The organism is Pseudomonas sp. MYb185, assembly GCF_002979975.1.
In the GTDB taxonomy this organism is placed as follows: Bacteria; Pseudomonadota; Gammaproteobacteria; order Pseudomonadales; family Pseudomonadaceae; genus Halopseudomonas.
On sequence record NZ_PCQD01000002.1, the window covers coordinates 60,511 to 80,462 of the forward strand.

15 protein-coding genes are annotated in these 19,952 nt (G+C 63.5%); 12 read left to right on the forward strand and 3 right to left on the reverse strand.

Annotation, left to right across the window (positions count from 1 at the left end; translation table 11 throughout):
• The first annotated feature begins 31 nt into the window (after window positions 1-31).
• The 4 genes from CQ007_RS02830 (at window position 32) to CQ007_RS02845 (ending at window position 5,101) form a co-directional block, all read left to right on the forward strand.
• A complete protein-coding gene (locus tag CQ007_RS02830) occupies window positions 32-1,249 on the forward strand; it encodes an efflux RND transporter periplasmic adaptor subunit (protein WP_105643418.1) in 1,218 nt (405 codons plus the stop codon).
• Window positions 1,250-1,251: 2 nt separating this feature from the next.
• A complete protein-coding gene (locus CQ007_RS02835) occupies window positions 1,252-3,201 on the forward strand; it encodes a MacB family efflux pump subunit (RefSeq protein WP_105643419.1) in 1,950 nt (649 codons plus the stop codon).
• A gap of 7 nt (window positions 3,202-3,208) precedes the next feature.
• Complete coding sequence (locus CQ007_RS02840; protein WP_158256709.1) at window positions 3,209-4,564, forward strand: efflux transporter outer membrane subunit; 1,356 nt, start codon at window positions 3,209-3,211, stop codon at window positions 4,562-4,564.
• A gap of 99 nt (window positions 4,565-4,663) precedes the next feature.
• Window positions 4,664-5,101: a hypothetical protein gene (locus tag CQ007_RS02845; RefSeq protein ID WP_105643421.1), complete on the forward strand. Its 438-nt coding sequence runs from the start codon at window positions 4,664-4,666 to the stop codon at window positions 5,099-5,101.
• 11 nt (window positions 5,102-5,112) lie between these two features.
• On the opposite strand, the gene CQ007_RS02850 is transcribed toward CQ007_RS02845, so the two are convergent.
• Window positions 5,113-7,986, reverse strand: a complete 2,874-nt coding sequence (locus CQ007_RS02850) for an HD domain-containing phosphohydrolase (RefSeq protein WP_105643422.1) — start codon at window positions 7,984-7,986, stop codon at window positions 5,113-5,115.
• Window positions 7,987-8,189: 203 nt separating this feature from the next.
• Between CQ007_RS02850 and CQ007_RS02855 the strand changes: the two genes are divergently transcribed.
• The 3 genes from CQ007_RS02855 to ligB all read left to right on the forward strand — a co-directional run bounded on the left by CQ007_RS02855 (window position 8,190) and on the right by ligB (window position 11,989).
• On the forward strand, window positions 8,190-9,161 hold the full coding sequence (locus CQ007_RS02855) for an alpha/beta fold hydrolase (RefSeq protein ID WP_105643423.1): 972 nt from the start codon (window positions 8,190-8,192) through the stop codon (window positions 9,159-9,161).
• 211 nt (window positions 9,162-9,372) lie between these two features.
• Window positions 9,373-10,026, forward strand: a complete 654-nt coding sequence (locus CQ007_RS02860; RefSeq protein ID WP_105643424.1) for a 7-cyano-7-deazaguanine/7-aminomethyl-7-deazaguanine transporter — start codon at window positions 9,373-9,375, stop codon at window positions 10,024-10,026.
• A 298-nt stretch (window positions 10,027-10,324) separates the two neighbouring features.
• Entirely contained in the window at window positions 10,325-11,989 is a 1,665-nt protein-coding gene (gene ligB / locus CQ007_RS02865) for an NAD-dependent DNA ligase LigB (RefSeq protein ID WP_105643425.1), read from the forward strand.
• Here ligB and speA read toward each other — a convergent pair.
• A complete protein-coding gene (gene speA, locus CQ007_RS02870; RefSeq protein ID WP_105643798.1) occupies window positions 11,971-13,887 on the reverse strand; it encodes an arginine decarboxylase in 1,917 nt (638 codons plus the stop codon). The two genes, ligB and speA, sit on opposite strands and share 19 nt — an antisense overlap.
• Window positions 13,888-14,210: 323 nt before the next feature.
• Here speA and ectA point away from each other — a divergent pair, with 323 nt between their 5' ends.
• Genes ectA through CQ007_RS02895 form a run of 5 tightly spaced genes read left to right on the forward strand, consistent with a single transcriptional unit; the run spans window position 14,211 to window position 18,845 of the window.
• Window positions 14,211-14,747, forward strand: a complete 537-nt coding sequence (gene ectA / locus CQ007_RS02875) for a diaminobutyrate acetyltransferase (RefSeq protein WP_105643426.1) — start codon at window positions 14,211-14,213, stop codon at window positions 14,745-14,747.
• Complete coding sequence (gene ectB, locus CQ007_RS02880) at window positions 14,744-16,030, forward strand: diaminobutyrate--2-oxoglutarate transaminase (protein ID WP_105643427.1); 1,287 nt, start codon at window positions 14,744-14,746, stop codon at window positions 16,028-16,030. Before ectA ends, ectB begins: the two co-directional genes overlap by 4 nt.
• Before the next feature lie 14 nt (window positions 16,031-16,044).
• The gene (locus CQ007_RS02885; protein ID WP_105643428.1) at window positions 16,045-16,449 is read left to right on the forward strand and encodes an ectoine synthase; all 405 of its coding nucleotides are present in this window, start codon (window positions 16,045-16,047) and stop codon (window positions 16,447-16,449) included.
• Between the two features lie 11 nt (window positions 16,450-16,460).
• On the forward strand, window positions 16,461-17,387 hold the full coding sequence (thpD, locus tag CQ007_RS02890) for an ectoine hydroxylase (RefSeq protein ID WP_177424261.1): 927 nt from the start codon (window positions 16,461-16,463) through the stop codon (window positions 17,385-17,387).
• 27 nt (window positions 17,388-17,414) lie between these two features.
• A complete protein-coding gene (locus tag CQ007_RS02895) occupies window positions 17,415-18,845 on the forward strand; it encodes an aspartate kinase (RefSeq protein ID WP_105643429.1) in 1,431 nt (476 codons plus the stop codon).
• Between the two features lie 169 nt (window positions 18,846-19,014).
• Here CQ007_RS02895 and CQ007_RS02900 read toward each other — a convergent pair whose 3' ends face one another.
• Complete coding sequence (locus CQ007_RS02900) at window positions 19,015-19,887, reverse strand: alpha/beta fold hydrolase (protein ID WP_105643430.1); 873 nt, start codon at window positions 19,885-19,887, stop codon at window positions 19,015-19,017.
• Window positions 19,888-19,952: the final 65 nt, after the last annotated feature.

Genomic DNA, 19,952 nt, shown 5'->3' on the forward strand with positions numbered 1-19,952 from the left:
ATTGCCCCAACTGCAGCTAAGGAATCTCTGTATGGCACCTTCCCGGCGTTTTCTCTGGTTGCTCGCCGCCCTGGCGATCATTGCCGGATTGCTCTGGTATTTCTGGCTTGGCGCCAACAACAAGACACCCGAGCTGGTCAGCGCCCCGGTCGAGCGTACCGATATAGAAGACAGTGTCACCGCCCTCGGCACCCTCGAGCCGCTCAACTATGTCGACGTCGGTACCCAGGTCTCCGGTCAGCTCAAGGTGCTGCACGTGATCGAGGGTGAACAGGTCGAGGAAGGTCAGTTGCTGGCGGAGATCGATCCGACCATCTATCTGGCCAAGGTCGAGGCGACGGAAGCCCAGCTGGAAAACCTCAAGGCCCAGCTCACTGACCGCGAAGCCACCCAGGTGCTGGCGCGCCTGCAGGCCGAGCGCCAGCGCAACCTGATCAAGCTCGATGCCACCAGCCAGGAGTCGGTCGAGCAGGCCGATGCCAGCCTGCGCTCGGCCACCGCCCAGATCGCCGCGCTCAAGGCACAGATCCGTCAGCTCGAATCCCAGCTCAAGGAAGCCCAGGCTGACCTCAGCTATACCCGCATCTATGCCCCGATGAGCGGCACCGTGGTCGACCAGTTGGCCAACCAGGGCCAGACCCTGAACGCCAACCAGACCGCCCCGATCATCGTGCAGATCGCCGACCTGAGTACCATGACCGTGCGTACCCAGGTGTCCGAGGCGGACATCACCCAGCTGCGGGTCGGCATGCCGGTGTGGTTCACCACCCTCGGTCAGCCGGACGTGCGCCGTGAGGGCATACTGCGGCAGATCCTGCCAACTCCGGAAGTGGTCAATAACGTGGTGCTGTTCAATGCCCTGTTCGATGTACCCAACCCCGATGGCAAGCTGCTGCCACAGATGAGCGCCCAGGTCTTCTTCGTCAAGGCCGCTGCCGAGGGCGTGCTCAGTGTGCCGGTCGCCGCCCTGCAACCAGCCAGCCGGCGGCCGGGGCAAGCCCCCGCCTCTGGCGCCGCGCGGGGTGCCAATGCCGAACGTGCCGCCCCCCCTGAAACCGGCAGACGCTACCGGGTGCAGGTACTGGAGAATGGCCAACCGCAGGAACGCATGATCACCGTCGGGGTCATGACCCGGGTCAGTGCCGAGGTGCTCGATGGCCTGGAGGAAGGTGAAGAAGTGGTGATTGCCGGCGGTAGCCCGGGCCCTTCGGCGCCACAGGCCAACCGTATGCCGCGGCCGAGATTCTGAGCATGGACCAACCCCTGATCCGCCTTGAAGGCATCGGCAAGACCTACCGCAACGGCGAACTGTCGACCACAGTGCTACAGGATGTGTCACTGGATATCCATGCCGGCGAATTCGTCGCCATCATGGGCGCCTCCGGCTCCGGCAAGTCGACCCTGATGCATCTGCTCGGCTGCCTCGACCAGCCGAGTACCGGCCGCTATCTGTTCGAAGGCGAGGACATCGCCCGGCTCGACAGCGACCAGTTGGCCAGCCTGCGCAGCCGCACCTTCGGCTTCATCTTCCAGAGCTACCACCTGATCTCCTCGGCCAACGCCACCGAGAACGTGGAAGTGCCGGCGATCTATGCCGGATTGCCCCGCGACGCACGCCATGCCCGCGCCGAGGAACTACTCACCGGACTGGGTCTGGGCGAGCGCCTGGGCAATCGGCCCAACCAGTTGTCCGGCGGCCAGCAGCAACGCGTATCCATCGCCCGTGCGCTGATGAACGATGCGCGCATTCTGCTCGCCGACGAACCCACCGGGGCACTGGACAGCAAGAGCGGCAGCGACGTGCTGCAATTGCTCAAGGACCTGCATGCCCGTGGCAAGACCGTCATCGTCATCACCCACGACCGCGAAGTGGCCAACCACGCCGATCGCCTGATCGAGATCCGCGATGGCCGCATCATCCATGACAGCGGGCGCAAGACCGGCTCCCAGGTCAGCGCCGAGACCGCCCCGCCCCGCCCACCGCGTAAGCAGGGGCTGGCTGCGTTCGACGATACCAACGAAGCGATCCGCATGGCCCTGCGTGCTCTGCGCGCCAATCTGTTTCGCACCATCCTGACCCTGCTCGGCATCGTCATCGGCGTGGCCTCGGTGGTAGTGATGCTGGCGGTCGGCAACGGTGCCCGCCAGGATGTGATCGAGCGCATCAGCGACATGGGCACCAACCTGCTGCTGGTACGCCCCGGCGCCCCGAATACGCGTCGCTCCGCCGATGGCAGCACCAACACCCTGACCCCGGAAGATGCGCTGGTCGCGGCGCGCATCGACAATGTCATCGCCGCCGTGCCGGAAGCCGATACCCGTGCCACGGTGCGCGCCGGCAATACCGATGCGCAGACCCAGGTCACCGGCACCACCGCCGACTACGTGGTGGCCAAGAACTGGCCGCTGGCCTCGGGTGTGTTCATCAACGACGAGGACAACAGCCGCTACGCCGCGGTGGCAGTGATCGGCCGGACCGTGGCCACCAACCTGTACGGTGACAGCGATCCGCTGGGCCAGTACATGCTGATCCGCAACGTGCCGTTCCTGATCATCGGCGTGATGCAGGAAAAGGGCGCCACGCCCTGGGGGCAGGATCAGGACGATATCGTCTTCGTCCCCCTGAATACCGCCAGCAACCGGCTGATCGGCTCGCGTCATCTGAGCAACATCAGTGTGCTGATCGACGACCTGAGCCTGTCCGATGCCACCCAGGAAGCGGTGCGCCAGGCGGTCATGGCCAACCATGCCGGGGTCGAGGACTTCCAGATCCGCAACATGGCGTCGCTGCTGGAGAACGTCGCCAGCACCCAGAACACCTTCACCGTCCTGCTCGGCTCGATTGCCGCGATCTCGCTGCTGGTCGGCGGTATCGGGGTGATGAACATCATGCTGGTGAACGTCTCCGAACGCACCCGGGAGATCGGCATCCGCATGGCTACCGGCGCACGCACGCGTAACATCCTGCAGCAGTTCATCGTCGAGGCCATGGTGGTCTCGGCCATCGGCGGCGCCATCGGCGTGGTGGTCGGCCTGGGCTTCGGCAGCATGCTGCAATACTTCGGCACGCCGATACAGTTCACTGCCGGCCCGGTGCTGCTTGCCTTCGGCTGCGCCTTCGCGACCGGCCTTATTTTCGGTTTCATGCCTGCCCACAAGGCAGCACATCTTGACCCAGTGGTGGCCCTCAGTGCGGACTAGAACCTCCTTGACCCTGGCCCTCGGCATCGCCCTGCTGAGCGGCTGCAGCCTGTCCACGCCGGTACCGCAGAGCACGGTGCAGGCACCCAGCCAATGGAATAGCACAGCCGACTCGCTAGTCTGGCCGCAAGCGCGCTGGTGGGCTGAGTACGATGCTCCTCAACTGTCCAGGCTGATGGCCCAGGCACGTACCGGCAACCTCGACCTGGCCACTGCCGCCACCCGCCTGCTGCAGGCCGATGCACAGCTGCGCCAGAGCGGCGCCAGCCTGCTACCGAGCGTGGATGGCGGCGCCAGTGGTCGCCGCGGGGGCAACAGCGGCGACGGCGATGTCAGCAACAGCTTCGGCGCTACCCTCAGCGCCAGCTATGAGGTGGACTTCTGGGGTCGTAACCGCGCCACCGTGGCAGCGGCTGCCGCCAACCTGAATGCCAGCCGCTACGACCTCGAGGCACTGGCCATCAGCACCGATGCCAGCGTCGCCAGCAGCTGGTTCCAGCTGGTGGAGAATCAGGCCCGCCTGCAACTGGCCCGGGACAACCTGGCCGCCGCCGAACGGGTGCTGACGATCGTCGAGGCGCGCTACCGCTACGGCGCCGATGACAGCCTGGCGCTGAGTCCGCAGCGTGCCCTGGTCGCCCAGTTGCGCGCCAATCTGCCGGCGCTGGAACAGCAGACCCTGCAACTGCGCAACAGCCTGGCCCTGCTGCTGGGCCAGGGGCCGGACTTCGCACCAGGTACCCTGCCGGACATGGCAGCCATCCGGGTCCCGGAGCCAGGTGCAGGCCTGCCCTCGGAATTGCTCAACCGGCGTCCGGATATCCGCGCCAGCGAACAACGCCTGCTGGCAGCCAATGCCAACCTGACCGCCGCCCGCGCCGCACTCTATCCGAGCATCCAACTGACCGGCAGCTACGGTGCGCAGAGCTCGGTACTCTCCGAGCTGGTCAGCAATCCGCTGAACCCCTGGAGCCTGGCCGCCGGGCTGACCCAGCCGATCTTCGATGGTGGCCGTCTGCGCGCCCAGGTCGAGATCAGCGAAGCCAGCCAGCAGGAAGCGCTGATCGGCTACCAACGCGCGATTCTCGACGCGCTGATCGATGCCGATACCGCGCTCGGCGCATTGCAGCAGGCCCGGCTGCAGTATCAGCTGCAACAGGCCGCCACCGAGGAGGCGCAACTGGCCTTCGAGCTGGCGGAAGCGCGCTACAAGGCCGGTGCCATCGACCTGCAGAACCTGCTCGACACCCAGCGTTCGTTCTTCCAGAGCCAGGACAGCCTGGTGCAGCAACGTGCCGCCTGGCTGCAGGCGACCATCGACCTGTATCGGGCACTGGGTGGCGGTTGGCAGGACTTTGCCTGACCACGCCACTCGCAACACCACCCGGCAAATTGGCCAATCCCCTGCAAAAGCCAGTACCATGGGCACCGAATCATCCGCATCAGCCTACGGGAGTGCCCATTGTCCGCCCTGCGCCTTGCCACCCTGGAACAACGCCATTTCCACCTGCACAACACACCGCTGCAGCAACTGACCGAGCACATGACCGGCCTGGACACCCTGTGCAGGACACTGGGGGTCACGCCGCTGAGCCGCTTTGTCGATGTCACGGCGCTGGAGTTTTCCGAAGCCAGCAGACTGTTGCCCGCCGAGGACTTGCCGCTGCAGGCAGACCCGGAAACCGGTCTGCCGTGGAGCATCGAGGACATGGCCTGGTTCCCTGCCAGTACCGGCATGACCACCCTCGAAGCCCTCAGCGGGCACCTGCAACGCAACCGTCCGCGGGAAGTGTCCGGCGCCAATCATGGGCAGTTGCTCGACGCGCTGGCTTTCTGCGAGAGCCACCTGCGTCCGCTGGAAGCCGAAGGCGGGCAGTTTCATCTGGCGGCCGGGCACTGAGCCGCCTCCTCTCAACTTTGCTCGACCGCTTCACAGCCGCGTAGCTGCGCCAGGCAACCGTCGATGTCTACCTGATCGATCTGCTGCGGCTGCAGATACTGCCGGGCGTAGTGCAGGTAGGCCCCCGAGGACAGGAACAGCGCGAACAGTTCCGCATCGATGTGCTGCTCGTGGGCCATCCGCATCATGATCGCAATCGACTCGGACAATGTCTTGGGCGTCTTGTAGGGCCGGTCCGCCGCGGTCAGCGCCTCGAAGATATCGGCAATCGCCATGATCCGCGCCGGAATGCTCAACTGGCTTGCCCCCAGCCGCCGCGGATACCCGGTGCCATCGAGTTTCTCATGGTGGTTGGCGGCGATATCCGGCACCTGCCGCAAGGCCCTGGGAAATGGCAGGGTGCTGAGCATCACCAGGGTGTGCACGATGTGTTCATTGACCTTGAAGCGCTCCTCGACGGTCAGCGTGCCGCGGCGCACACTGAGGTTGTGCAGCTCACCGAGATTGTAGGCATACTCCGGCAGCTGCATGTCGAAACCCCAGATATTGCGCGGGTCCCCTCGCTGCACCGGCGGTTTGCGGCTGCCCCAGGCGATCAGCTGTTCCGGCCGGTCCGCCAGCAGACATTCCTCGGCAGGCAGCGCAGCCGATGGCTGCTCCGCCAGGCGCAGACACTCCTCGGCTGACAGCCCCAGGCGATTGTCGAAATGCCGCAACCAGGTTTGCCCGCCGATGCGCTGCAGCTCCGCCACAAGCTCGTCGGACATGGTCTCGCGGCCGATATTGGCCGAGGCGACAATGGCGAAATCGCGCTGCAATTGCTGCTGGCGCTGCTGCAGCGCGGCGCCCAGCCGCTGCTCGTCATCCCCGGCACAACGCCCCTGCCAGTACAGCAGTTGCGCATCGCGGTGCAGCACCTCGAAGCGGGTGCGTATCTCATGGATGCGGTTGTACAGGGTCTCCAGTTTGGTCGCCTTGTCGACCACGTATTCCGGGCTGGTGATCTTGCCGCAGTCATGCAGCCAGGCGGCGATGCGAAAGGCATAGCGCTCTTCCTCATCAGGCTGATAATCGGCAAGCGAGCCGCTCTGCGCCGCGGCCGCCTGCGCCAGCAGCAACTCGGCCAGTTGCGGTACCCGTTCACAATGCCCGCCGGTATAGGGCGACTTGGCGTCCACCGCATGGGCCAGGACCTTGATCACCGACTCCAGCAGCGCCTGCTGCTGGTCGAACAGCTGCCGGGTTTCAATGGCCACCGCCAGCGCACCGGACAAGCTGTGCAGGAAGTGTTGCAGATAGTCCTGACCATGCGCATCGATCTGCTCGCTCAGGCGAATCGACAGCACTCCGAGCAGCACCTGCTTGCGGTCATGCAGGGGCAGAATCAAACGCTTCGGGTAGCGCTTCAGTACCTCGGCCAGGGCCTGTTCGATACTGCCAGGCAGCGCCTCGGAGAGCACGAAGCTGGCCGGATAGCGGTCTTCACCATATACCGCGGCACGTTCCAGCCGATCATTTTCCTCGTCGCACAGGTACACCACCCCGCTGATACCCTCGGCCACCTCAACCAGATGCTGGAGTACCACCGGCAACATGCGCTCCAGCTCCAGTTCACGACTCAGACACAAGGTGATCGCCTGAAAATGCCCGATGGCTTGCGCCAGATGGGCAGTGGTCTGCTGCAGATCATTGACCTCGCGAATATGCGAGCGCAGCCGTGGTGCCGGGGAGAAATCGAAGTTGCCCAGCGCCTCTACGCGGCCGGCCAACTGCTTGATGGAACGGCCGAGCCGGTGACCCAGGGTCAGGCCCAGCAGCAGCACGGCGCAGATCAGCATGCCTGCCCAGATAGCCTGGCGCACCAGCAGTTCCCGTGCCTCGCTGAGCAGCTCCCAGGCCGGGATGGCAATCAGGATACGTGCCTCGGAGTGGTCGAAGCCGCGCAGTGGCAGATTCAGGCCGTACCAGATGTCGCCATCGATGGCGAACGGCACCGGCCCGTCGCCAATCGGCATCCCGGCCAGCCGCTCCAGTGGTGCCACACCCAGCTCCTGCAGGCTGGCCAGGCGGAAACCGGGTCCCTCGCGCCGGATGATGCGCTGCGGCTCCGGATAGGCGATCACTCCCACCTGCTCATCGAAGATGGCCAGCTCGGTCCCGGAAGTCAGGCGCAGGTCGCGCACCTCGCTGGTCAGGTCGTCGACCGCCGCATCCATGCCGATCACCGCCGCACCGGCATGACTCCGCATAGCCAGGCTCATGCCTATCTCGCCAGTGGTGAAGAACACATAGGGATCGGTCATCGCCACCTGTCCCGGCGTTTCGACCTGCTGGTACCAGGGACGCTGCCGCGGATCGAACCAGTAGTCAGGCGTGCTGCGTTCGGAATGCAGTTGCAGTTCAGCATCGAGGAACAGCCAACGGCCGTGCAGTTGTCCCTGCTCATCGAAGGCGATGCTCTGCAACAGGAACTCGGCATCCTCCGGCGCGTCGGCAATCCGGGGCGTCTCACGTTGCAGCGGGCGCAGCAGCAGGAACTCGCCGTTGTCGTAGCCGATGTAGACGGCACTGAGCATGGGGTTGGAGCGCAATGTCTGCGCCAACACCGGCAGTTGCAAGCGCCGTTCCTGCAACGTGCCCGCCGCCCCGATACGATCATGCGCCAGCACATGGATGACATTCTCGGCGGGCACGATCAGCCGCCTCGCACGTTCATTCAGCAGCGCCGCCAGTTGCCGCGCCGAATCGTCCGCCGCCGAGACCATCGCTGTGCTGACACCGCGATACCCCTGGACTATCACCACCGACAGCATGGCCAGCAGGCACAGGATGATGGTCGACGCCATGAGCCATTGAATGGGTATACCCTTGCCCGATCTGTGCATGCCTGCCCCGCCTGGTTGTCGGTCGTCCGATGAAGTCACATTGACATCAGCTTAGCCGATACTGGCCGAAACGCAGGTAATCCGGCTTAACCATCATGGTGGATAAGCCGGGGCACTCGGGCGGTATTTATCCGGCCAATGGGCAAGCCAGTATCCAACGAATTTGTCATAGTGAGCGCACGACAAGAGCGGAGAACATCGCCATGCTGCAGACCGAACAACGCATTCTGGATGTCAATGACATTCAGCTGAGCATTCACATCGCAGGACCGAAGCAGGGCCAGCCGGTATGGCTGCTGCATGGTTTCCCGGAATGCTGGTACTCCTGGCGCCACCAGATGCAGGCCCTGGCCGACGCCGGCTACCGGGTGTTCGCACCGGAGATGCGCGGCTACGGCCGCAGCAGCGCTCCCGCCGCGATCGAGGCCTACGACATCATCACCCTGTGCGGCGATATCCAGGCCGCCATGGACGAGTTCGGCCATACGCAGGTGGCCATGGTCGGGCACGACTGGGGGGCGAACCTCACCTGGTACCTGGCCCTGCTGGAGCCCGAGCGGGTCAAGGTGGTCTGCGGCATGTCGGTACCCTTCGGCGGCAGGCCGAAACGACCAGCCATCGACATGATGCGCGAGCGGTTCAAGGACAGGTTTCTCTACATCCTGTATTTCCAGACGCCCGGCCCGGCCGAGGCCGAGCTGGAAGCCGATATACCGCGCACCCTGCGCATCCTGATGCACGGACGGCCCATCGCCGGCAACGGCCTGATCTCGGATAAGCCGGCCAACTCACGCTGGCTGGATGACTACATCGATCCAGAGGTACCGCCGGCGTGGTGCCCACCGGAGGCGTTCGACGTCTATGTGGAGACCTATATCGACAACGGCTTCCACGGCCCGCTGAACTGGTATCGCAACTATGAACGCAACTGGGAACGCACCGCCGACCTGGCCGGCAAGCAGATATTGCAGCCCGCCCTGTTCGTGATCGGTGACCGTGATCCGGTGGCGAAACTGGAGAGCTACACCATCGAGCGCATGCCCACGGTGGTGCCCAAGGTCGAGCAGCACGTCATCGAGCGCTGCGGGCACTGGGTCCAGAGTCAGAAGCCGGAGGAAGTGAATCCGCTGCTGCTGGACTTTCTCGAGCGTCATTATCGCCTTGAGCTGCCTTGAGGGCATTGTTGCGAGGCTGTTGGATAACCCTGCTGAACATCGCCGAGCCCCCGGTGCGTCCTGCGGACGCGGTCGGGCCGGATCGACCCTCCCACACAGACACAGCCCCCAGCGTCGGGCTGGCCCCGCTTCTCGCTGTCCGGTATAGTACGCGCCGTCGTCATTCCGGCGGCATGGGTTCCCTAACCCCATCCATCAAAAAGGTGACATCATGCATTTCGCATCGCCCGCGCGCTGGCGCATGGCTCTGTCGAGCCTTATCGCCTTCCATATCGCCATCATCATTGCCAGCAACTATCTGGTACAGCTGCCGATAACCCTGTTCGGCTGGCATACCACCTGGGGCGCCTTCAGCTTCCCGTTCATCTTCCTGGCCACCGACCTGACCGTGCGTCTGCTCGGCAAACAGGCTGCCCGCCGGGTCATCGCCCGGGTCATGCTACCGGCACTGGTGGTGTCCTATATCGTCTCGGTACTGTTCCAGGAAGGCGCCTTCCGTGGCTTCGAGGCGTTGGCGCAATTCAACTCCTTCGTCCTGCGTATCTCGCTGGCGAGCTTCATGGCCTATGTTGTCGGGCAGTTGCTGGATATCCAGGTGTTCGACCGCCTGCGCAGACTGCAGCACTGGTGGGTAGCCCCCAGCGCCGCGATGATCGTCGGCAACCTGATCGATACCTTTGTGTTCTTCTCCGTGGCCTTCTGGCGCAGCAGCAATGACTTCATGGCGGCCAACTGGATCGAGATCGCCACTGTCGACTACGTCATCAAGCTGGCCATCAGCCTCATGCTGTTCGTGCCGCTGTACGGCATCGTGCTCAACGCCATCCTGCAAGTGCTCGCCGGGCGCAAGGCCACTGCTGCCTGAGAGCCTTCCCGGGGCTGCTTCGGTGGACTGCCAGACCCCAGGCGTAGCGCAGGCGCGCTACACCCCGATATTGCGCCCGGATCACTGGACCGGAGCCCTTCGGGAGATCCGGGTCGTGCTGGAGTGCCGCTATCGGGAACTTCATGGGGTGTAGCGCGCCTGCGCTACGCCTGCGGCTTCACAGCGACAAAACAGTCCGCGCAGAATGCCACCTGCGCCACAATTCCCGCCGCCTCCGCTTGTCTGAACGGCCCGACTTCCTACACTGCGATGGTGTTCAACCAGCAGGGAAGCGGTCATGGCATACAGCAGGTACTTGTGGATTCTCTGGATCTGGGCCGGGGCCGCGGGTGCCCAGTGCCCGGAGTGGCCGGAGAAACAGGTGCGCATCGAACTCGACCGCCTCGCCAGCCAGATCGAACACTGGGACCGGGCCTATCATGAACAGGGCCATTCACAGGTCCCCGACGAGATCTACGACCAGGCGCTGATCCAGCTGCAGCAATGGCAGGCCTGCTTTGCCCATCAGCCAGTCACCGCCTACCAGCCACCTGCCGGCAAGCAGGCCCATCCGGTGGCGCAAACCGGACTGGCCAAGATCCACACTTCCGACCAGGCGCAGGCCTGGATCGCCCGCCGCCAGGATCTGTGGATACAGCCCAAGGTCGATGGTGTGGCGGTCACCCTGGAATATCGCCGGGGCCGCCTGAGTCGTGCCATCAGTCGCGGGGATGGCCGGCAGGGACAGGACTGGACCGCTACCGCGCGTCTGCTGCCTGGCGTGCCGCAACACTGGCCGCAACCCCGCGATCTGGTACTGCAGGGCGAGCTCTACTGGCGACTGTCCGAGCATGTGCAATCCCGCGATGGCGGCGTCGGCGCGCGCAGCCGCGTTGCCGGCTTGATGAACCGCCTGCAGTTGAGCGAGGCAGAACGGGAACAGATTGGCCTGTTCGTCTGGGATTGGCCAGACGGCCCGGCGCAGATGCCGCAGCGGCTGGCGCAACTGACCGAGGCTGGCTTGGACAGCGCCCGCTACACCCTGCCGATCAACGACCTGTCCAGCGCCCAGGCCCTGCGTCAACAGTGGTTCAGCCAGCCACTGCCCTTCGCCACCGATGGCGTGGTGCTGCGCCAGGGCCAACGGCCAGCAGGCAATCAGTGGCAAGCCGCGCCGCCACTCTGGGCAGTGGCCTGGAAGCATCCACCGCAGCTGACACTGGCCCGGGTGCAGGAGATCGATTTCGGTATTGGTCGCAGTGGCCGTATTACCCCGGTGCTGCGCCTGCAGCCGGTGCAACTGGATGACCGCCGTATCAGCCGGGTCGGCCTGGGCTCGTTGCAGCGCTGGAAGCAGCTTGATGTGCTGCCCGGTGACCTGGTGTCGATACGGCTGTCCGGACAGGTCATTCCGCAACTCGAACAGGTGATCAGTCGCCCCCCCAACCGGTCGTTGCCGAGCGTGCCGGATCCCGGGCGTTATCACTTTCTCAGTTGCTGGAACATGGAGCACGGCTGCCGCGAGCAGTTCCTGGCGCGCCTGGCCTGGCTGGGCGGCCGCCAGGGGCTGGACCTGCCAGGTATCGGCCCCGGTACCTGGGAATGCCTGCTGGAAGCCGGCCAACTGCGGGGACTGCTCGATTGGCTGACGCCGCAGGGATTGCCGCGCCAGTGCGGTACGCAGCTGGCCGAGCGCCTGCAACCGGCACGTAAGCGGGACTTTCATCAATGGCTGCGGGCGCTCGGCATGCCGTCTGCCGGCACTGCCGAGCTGGCGGCGGATTGGCCCAGCCTCGCCGCGCGCAGCCCAGCCGACTGGCAGGTGCAACCGGGTATCGGCCCGCAGCGCGCCCGCCAGTTGGCCGCGTTCTTCAACCACCCGTCACTGGCGGCACTGCGTGAGCAACTGGCGGAAGCCGGTGTGGACGGCTTCGCCGGGGCCGACTACTCGGCGGTGAGATAGGAGGAACGCGTCAACCCCAGCCGCAGGATATCCAGGTAGCGTGCCCGTTCCGCCGCGCTCAGCCGCGCCCCGGCAACCTTGTCGCGGTAACGCGAGACCAGCTCGTCCGGCTCGAAGTGCACATAGCGCAGCATGTCCTCGATGGTGTCATGGGTCTCGATACCACCATGCACCACCCGGCCATCCTCCAACTGGTAGATGTTCACCGAGTCGGTATCGCCGAACAGGTTGTGCATGTCACCAAGAATCTCCTGGTAGGCACCGACCATGAAGATCCCCAGCAGATAGTCCTCGCCCTCGCGCAACTCGTGCACCGGCAGGCTGTTCTCGATGCTCTGTTCATCCACGTAGTGACGGATCTTGCCATCGGAGTCGCAGGTCAGATCCTGCAGCACCGCGCGGCGCAGCGGCTCCTCGTCCAGGCGGTTGAGCGGCACGATCGGCAGCACCTGGTCGATCGCCCAGGTATCGGGCAGGCTCTGGAACACCGAGAAGTTGCAGATGTACTTGTCCGCCATCTTGTCGTTGAGCTCGTCCAGTACCTGGCGGTGCGAGCGCTGACGGGCCTTGAGCAGCGCATGCAGCCGGTTGCACAGGGCGAAATAGCACTGTTCGGCCAGCGCCTTCTGTGACAGCGTCAGCTTGCCCTCGGCGTACTGCCCGGCCACATCGCTGAGGTAATGGGTGGCGCGCCAATAGGTTTCGGTGACCATCTCGATATCGGTCTGGCCCAGCAACCCGACCAGCGCCCGCACCACCTGCGGCAGCTGCTCCAGATCATCGATCGGCGGCACCGTATCGTTATGCCGCTCGACGTCGGTCACCTGCACCACCAGCAGCGCATGGTGGGCGGTCATCGCCCGTCCGCTCTCGGAAAAGATATGCGGATGCGGCAGGCCCTGCTCCTCGCAGAACTCGCGCAGCATCAGCACCACGGTGCGGGCGTACTCCTGGATGTCGTAGTTGATCGAACTGGCGTTGCGTGAATGGGTGCCGTCGTAGTCCACCCCCAGTCCGCCACCGACATCGATATGGTCAACCGGCAGCCCCAGCGCACGCAACTCGCCGAAGTAGCGGATCGCCTCGCGAAAGCCATGCTGGTAGTCCGCCAGGTTGGCGATCTGCGACCCCATATGGAAATGCAGCAGGCGCACCCCGGATTCCAGCCCCGCCGTACGGAACTGCTCCACCACGCGCAACAGCTGCGCGGCGGACAGGCCGAACTTGGACTTCTCACCGCCGGTGTCAGCCCATTTGCTCGAGGCCAGCGAGGACAGCCGCACCCGCAAGCCGACCTGCGGCGTCAACGCCAGCGCAGCGGCCTCCTCGATCACCAGCGCCACCTCGGATTCCTTCTCGATGACGATGAACACGTTATGGCCGAGCTTCTGCCCGAGTAATGCCAGGCGGATGAACTCCCGGTCCTTGTAACCGTTGCAGACAATGGTCCCGCCCTTGGGCGCCAGCGCCAATACAGCCATCAGCTCCGGCTTGGAGCCGGCCTCCAGACCGATGGCCACGTCCTCGGTGGCGATGATGTTCTCCACCACCGCCTCCTGCTGATTGACCTTGATCGGATACAGGGCAGTGTAGCCATTGTCATAGCCCAGTTCGGCAATGCTGTGATCGAAGGCGCCAGTCAGTTGCCGCACACGATCCTGGAGAATATCCGGGAAACGCAGCAGCAACGGCAGATCCAGCCCGCTATCACGTAGCTGGGCGACCAACTGGTGCAGATCGATCGGCGCATCCACCCCGGCCCGCGGCCGGACCTCGACATTACCGCTGTCATTCACATTGAAATAGCCCGCGCCCCAGTGGCGAATGCCGTAGATACTTCGACTGTCTGCAACCGTCCATGCGGACGCATCCTCTTTGCGCGAACGCCGCGGTGACACCATGAAAAGCTCCTCGGACCGTAGTTATGCTTCTCAGCATAAACCAGTTTCCTCTCGTGGACCGCTTTTCCCCCCGGTGCGTTCACCGAAGAAATTTTTTTGTTCGAATAAAACGCCCAGTCGGCAGTCAAAAAGGCAACCTGCAGGACTTGCGCAACGCCTATCAGCATAGGGGTTACAGCGGAATACAGTGCAAATACATAACAGCTGTAAATATCACCGCATAACGATACCTGGCGCACAAGCCATGTAAATTGCGGGTTGTTCTCATTTTTTGGATGTGTTTATTATAAAAATGAATTTACAAGTAAACATTAGAGAACATGTCTTCCAAACCTTTTTCGCTACGCAAACCGCGGGCGACCGATGGATACGCCCTCAACCAACTGGTCGAGCGCTGCCCTCCCCTGGATACCAACTCCGTCTACTGCAACCTGCTGCAATGCACCGATTTCTCCGCCACCTCGATCGCCGCTGATAACAGCCAGGGCGAACTGGTGGGCTTCATTTCCGGTTACCGGCCCCCTGCCCGTCCCGACACCCTGTTTATCTGGCAGGTGGCAGTGGACAGCAGCATGCGCGGCCAGGGGCTGGCGCTGAGCATGCTGCTGAACCTGGTTGAACGGGCCGCCGCCGACGGCGTGCGTTGGCTGGAAACCACCATCTCCCCGGGCAATACCGGCTCCGAAGCACTGTTCGCCAAGGCCTTCCGCCAGCTCGGCGTAGACGCCCAGACCCAGGTGCTGTTCAACCGCGCCACCCATTTTCACGGCCAGCATGATGATGAAGTGCTGTATCGCGCCGGTCCTTTCGCCCCCTTTGCACAACTTGCTCATTCCAAGAATCAGGAGACTGCATGAACACCTTCGCCCAGTTTGAACAACACGAGTCCGGTATTCGCAGCTACTGCCGTTCCTTCCCCGTCATCTTCAACCAGGCCCGCGGTGCCGAGCTGATCACCCGCGACGGCAAGTCCTATATCGACTTCCTCGCCGGTGCCGGCACCCTGAACTACGGCCACAACCATCCGGTGCTGAAGAAGGCGCTGATCGAATATCTGGAAAATGACGGCCTGACCCATGGCCTGGACATGTACTCCGATGCCAAGGAGCGTTTCCTTGAAACCTTCAACCGGGTCATTCTCGCGCCCCGCGGCCTCGGCGATTATGTCGTCCAGTTCAGCGGCCCGACCGGGGCCAACTCGGTCGAGGCGGCGCTGAAGCTGGCGCGCAAGGTCACCGGCCGCAGCAATGTCATCAGTTTCACCAATGGCTTCCATGGCTGCACCGTGGGCGCACTGGCCGCTACCGGCAACCAGCATCACCGCGGCGCCGCCGGCGTACCGCTGACCGACGTCAGCCGCATGCCCTACGCCAACTACTTCGGTGACAAGGTCAACACCATCTCGATGATGGACAAGCTGCTCAGCGATCCGAGCAGCGGCGTGGACAAGCCCGCCGCGGTAATCGTCGAAGTGGTCCAGGGCGAAGGCGGCCTCAACGCCGCATCGGCCGACTGGATGCGCAAGCTGGAGAAACTCTGCCGCAAGCACGACATGCTGCTGATCATCGATGACATCCAGGCCGGCTGCGGCCGCACCGGGACCTTCTTCAGCTTCGAGGAAATGGGCATCAAGCCGGACATCATCACCCTGTCCAAGTCGCTCAGCGGCTTCGGCCTGCCGTTCGCCATCGTGGTCATGCGCCGCGAGCTGGACCAGTGGGAGCCGGGTGAGCACAACGGTACCTTCCGTGGCAACAACCACGCTTTCGTCACCGCCGCCGCCGCGCTGGAGCACTTCTGGACCAGCGACGAGTTCGCCGCCAGCATCAAGGCCAAGGGCACCATGATCCGCGAGCGCATGCAGAAGATCGTCCGCCGCCACGGCCCCGACTCCCTGTTCGTCAAGGGTCGCGGCATGATGATCGGCATCAATTGTCCGGACGGTGACACCGCAGCAGCTATCTGCGCCGAGGCCTTCGCCAACGGTCTGGTCATCGAGACCAGCGGCAATCACAGCCAGGTGGTCAAGTGCCTGTGCCCGCTGATCATCAGCGAGCAGCAGATCACCCAGGCCATGAACATTCTCGATGCGGCCTTCGCCAAGGTCATGGCCGCCGACGTCACCAACAAGGCATCCTGAGGAATTCGAAGAACATGATCGTACGTCAACTGAAAGACTGTGAAGCATCCGAACGCAAAGTCGTTACCGAGACCTGGGACAGCACCCGGCTGATCCTGAAGGAAGACAAGATGGGCTTCTCCTTCAACATCACCACCATTTACGCCGGCAGCGAAACCCACATCCACTACCAGAATCACCTGGAGTCGGTGTACTGCATGAGCGGCAACGGTGAGATCGAAACCATCGCTGACGGCAAGATCTACAAGATCGAGCCGGGCACCCTGTACATTCTCGACCAGCACGACGAGCACCTGCTGCGCGGCGGCACCGAGGACATGAAGATGGCCTGCGTATTCAACCCGCCGCTGACCGGCCGCGAAGTGCATGACGAAAATGGTGTTTACCCCGCCGACCTCAGTGTGGCCGAACCCGCATAACAGGAGAAATAATGTCTAGCGTGCAAGCTGACCTTTACCCGTCACGCCAGCACAATCATCCCCGCTGGCAGGAACGGTTAGACCCGATCACCTACGGCAAGGATACGCACAACGCGCCGCTGAGCGCCGAGCAACTGTCGCGCTTCGAGCGCGACGGCTTCCTGGTGCTGGAGAATGTCTTCAGCATCGAGGAAGTGACGCTGTTCAAGCAGGAACTTGAGCGCATGCGCCACGACCCCGAGGTCCTGCAATCTCCGACCGCCATCCGTGAACCCGACAGCGGCGCGCTGCGCTCGGTGTTCGCCATCCATCGCAGCAATCCGCTGTTCGCCCGGGTGGCACGGGACGAGCGCACCGCCGGACTGATCCGCCATCTGCTCGATGGCGACATCTATGTCCACCAGTCCCGACTGAATCTCAAGCCGGGCTTCAAGGGCAAGGAGTTCTACTGGCACTCCGACTTCGAGACCTGGCATACCGAAGATGGCCTGCCGCGCATGCGCACCATCAGTTGTTCGGTGCTGCTGACCGACAACCACCCCTGGAACGGCCCCCTGATGCTGATCCCCGGCTCGCACCGGCACTACATCAGCTGCATCGGCAAGACCCCGGAAAATCACTACGAGAAGTCCCTGCGCCGCCAGGAATTCGGCATTCCGGATGACGACAGCCTGGCCCGACTGGTCGAGCGCTACGGCATCACCCAGGCGACCGGCATGGCCGGCAGCGTGGTGCTGTTCGACTGCAACACCCTGCACGGCTCCAACAGCAACATCGCCCCGAGCCCGCGCAGCAACCTGTTCTTCGTCTACAACCACGTGGACAACCGACCCACCGCGCCGTTCGACGGCATGCCGCCGCGCCCCGAGTTCGTGGCCGAGCGCGGTCCGGTCGAGCCGCTGCAGATCAGCCCGCAGCAGTATTGCGAGAGCAGCTGACATTCATTAGAAAAAGACATGAGAACTATGCATACAGTAGAAAAGATCGGTGGCACTTCGATGAGCCGCTTCGATGAAGTACTGGATACCATCTTCACCGGCCAGCGCCGCAACAATGACCTGTACAACCGCATCTTCGTGGTCTCGGCCTACGGTGGCATGACCAATCTGCTGCTGGAACACAAGAAGAGCGGCGAACCCGGCGTGTATGAACGCTTTGCCGATGCGCATAACGAAGACGCCTGGCTTGAGGCCCTGGAGCAGGTCAGGACCAGCATGCTGGCGAAGAATGCCGAGCTGTTCACTGACGACTATGAACGCCAGGCCGCCAACCGCTTCATCGGCGGGCGCATCAATGACGCCCGCGACTGCATGCTCAATCTGCAGCAGCTGTGTTCCTATGGCCATTTCCAGCTCGGTGGGCACCTGATGAAGGTGCGCGAGATGCTCGCTTCCCTGGGCGAGGCGCACAGCGCCTTCAATACCGTGCTGGCCCTGAAGAAGAGCGGTGTGAGTGCTCGCCTGGTCGACCTGACCGGCTGGAACCAGCAGGAGCCCAAGACCTTCCAGGACATGATCAACGACAGCTTCGCCGGCATCGACTTCAGCCGCGAACTGGTGGTCGCCACCGGTTATACCCATTGCAGCGAAGGCCTGATGAACACCTTCGATCGCGGCTACAGCGAAATCACCTTCGCCCAGATCGCCGCCAGCACCGGCGCCGCCGAAGCCATCATCCACAAGGAATATCACCTCTCGAGTGCTGACCCGAACCAGGTGGGCGTCGACAAGGTGGTGACTATCGGTCGTACCAATTATGACGTCGCCGATCAGCTGTCGAACCTGGGCATGGAGGCCATCCATCCCAAGGCGGCGCGCACCCTGCGCCGGGCCGGCATCCAGCTGCGCATCAAGAATGCCTTCGAACCCGACCACGGCGGCACCACCATCAGCCAGAACTACTGCAGTGAAAAGCCCTGCGTGGAGATCATCGCCGGGCGCAAGGATGTGTTCGGGCTGGAGGTCTTCGACCAGGAGATGCTCGGCGACGTCGGCTACGATATCGAGATCACCCGCCTGCTCAAGCAACTGAAGCTGTACGTGGTGAACAAGGACTCCGATGCCAACAGCATCACCTACTACGCTTCCGGCTCACGCAAGATGATGAACCGCGCCATCCGGCTGATCCAGGAGCGCTATCCGATGGCCGAGGTGCATGTCCACAACATCGCCATCGTCTCGGCCATCGGCTCCGACCTCAAGGTCAAGGGCATCCTGGCCAAGACCGTGGCAGCGCTGGCCGAAGCCGACATCAGCATCCAGGCCATCCATCAGTCGATCCGCCAGGTGGAGATGCAGTGCATCATCAACGAGGAAGACTACGACGCCGCCGTGGTCGCACTGCACCGTGCACTGATCGAGCCGGAGAACCACGGGGATGTGATAGTGGCTGCCTGATGGCAGCCAGTGGAGCTTCTGATAGCCCCCATTGCGGCGAGGCGCCGCTCCTACCCCAGGGTTGTCGAGCGCCTGCTCGACGACGGGGTTGATGTACTTGTCCCAGTGGGAGCAGCGTCGGACCGCCTGCCGCGATAGCACAGCCAGAGGTACGACCAGCCCCCCCGACTCACTCCCCGGCGAGCAGAAACGCCCTCACCCGCTGCGCCGTCAATTGCGAATGCTCCTGCATGAAGCAATGCCCGCCTGGCAACTGTTCGACGCTGACATGGGCATTGGCTGCCGCCAGCCGGGCGGCGGACTGGCGGACGAAGGGATAGGTATGATCACCATGGATCAACCGCACCGATGTGCGTATCCGCCCCAGTGCTTGCCACAGACCACGCGGCCAGGACTCGAATACCTCGGCCTCGCGGCCGGGCTCGCACCGGAGGACCACGCCCTGCCCCGGCTCGTCACGCAGCGCATGCTGGATATGCGCCTGCAATGCCGCCGTCTCCCAACCGCGGAAGATGCCACGCCCCTGAAAGCGCTCGAATACTGCCTCGCGGTCCGGCCAGTGCCGCCGCCGGTTCCGGGCGCCTTCGGCCATGGGGTTGCGCAGCAGCCAACCGAGCATATGCCGCAGCAGGAGCTGGCGGCGCGGGAACAGCACCGGGTCCAGCAATACCGCACGCTGAAACAGTTCGGGATGCTCGGCCAGTATCAGACTGCTCAACACGCCGCCAAAGCTGTGGCCGCAGGCATACCGCGGTACCTCACCGAATATTCCGCGCCCGGCGGTAAATGCCTCCACCGCCAGTTCCGCATTGCGGTTCCAGCCAACGAAGGCGCCACCATGTTCGCTTTCGCCATGGCCCTGCATGTCACACAACCAGAGATCGAAATGCTCAGCCAGCTGTGCCAGCATCGGCTCGTAGGTGCGGCAGCAGAAGCCGTTACCGTGAATGAAATGCAGCAGCGGCTTGCCACTGGGGGCCGAGTGCCAGCCACGCAGGGTGAAGCCGGCGGAGGATGGGTGAGACCAAGGCAACAACGTCATGTGCAGAACATTCCTGAAAACGAGGTGGCCCAGTCTATTACGCACGGCCAGCGCTGTCAGTTCAC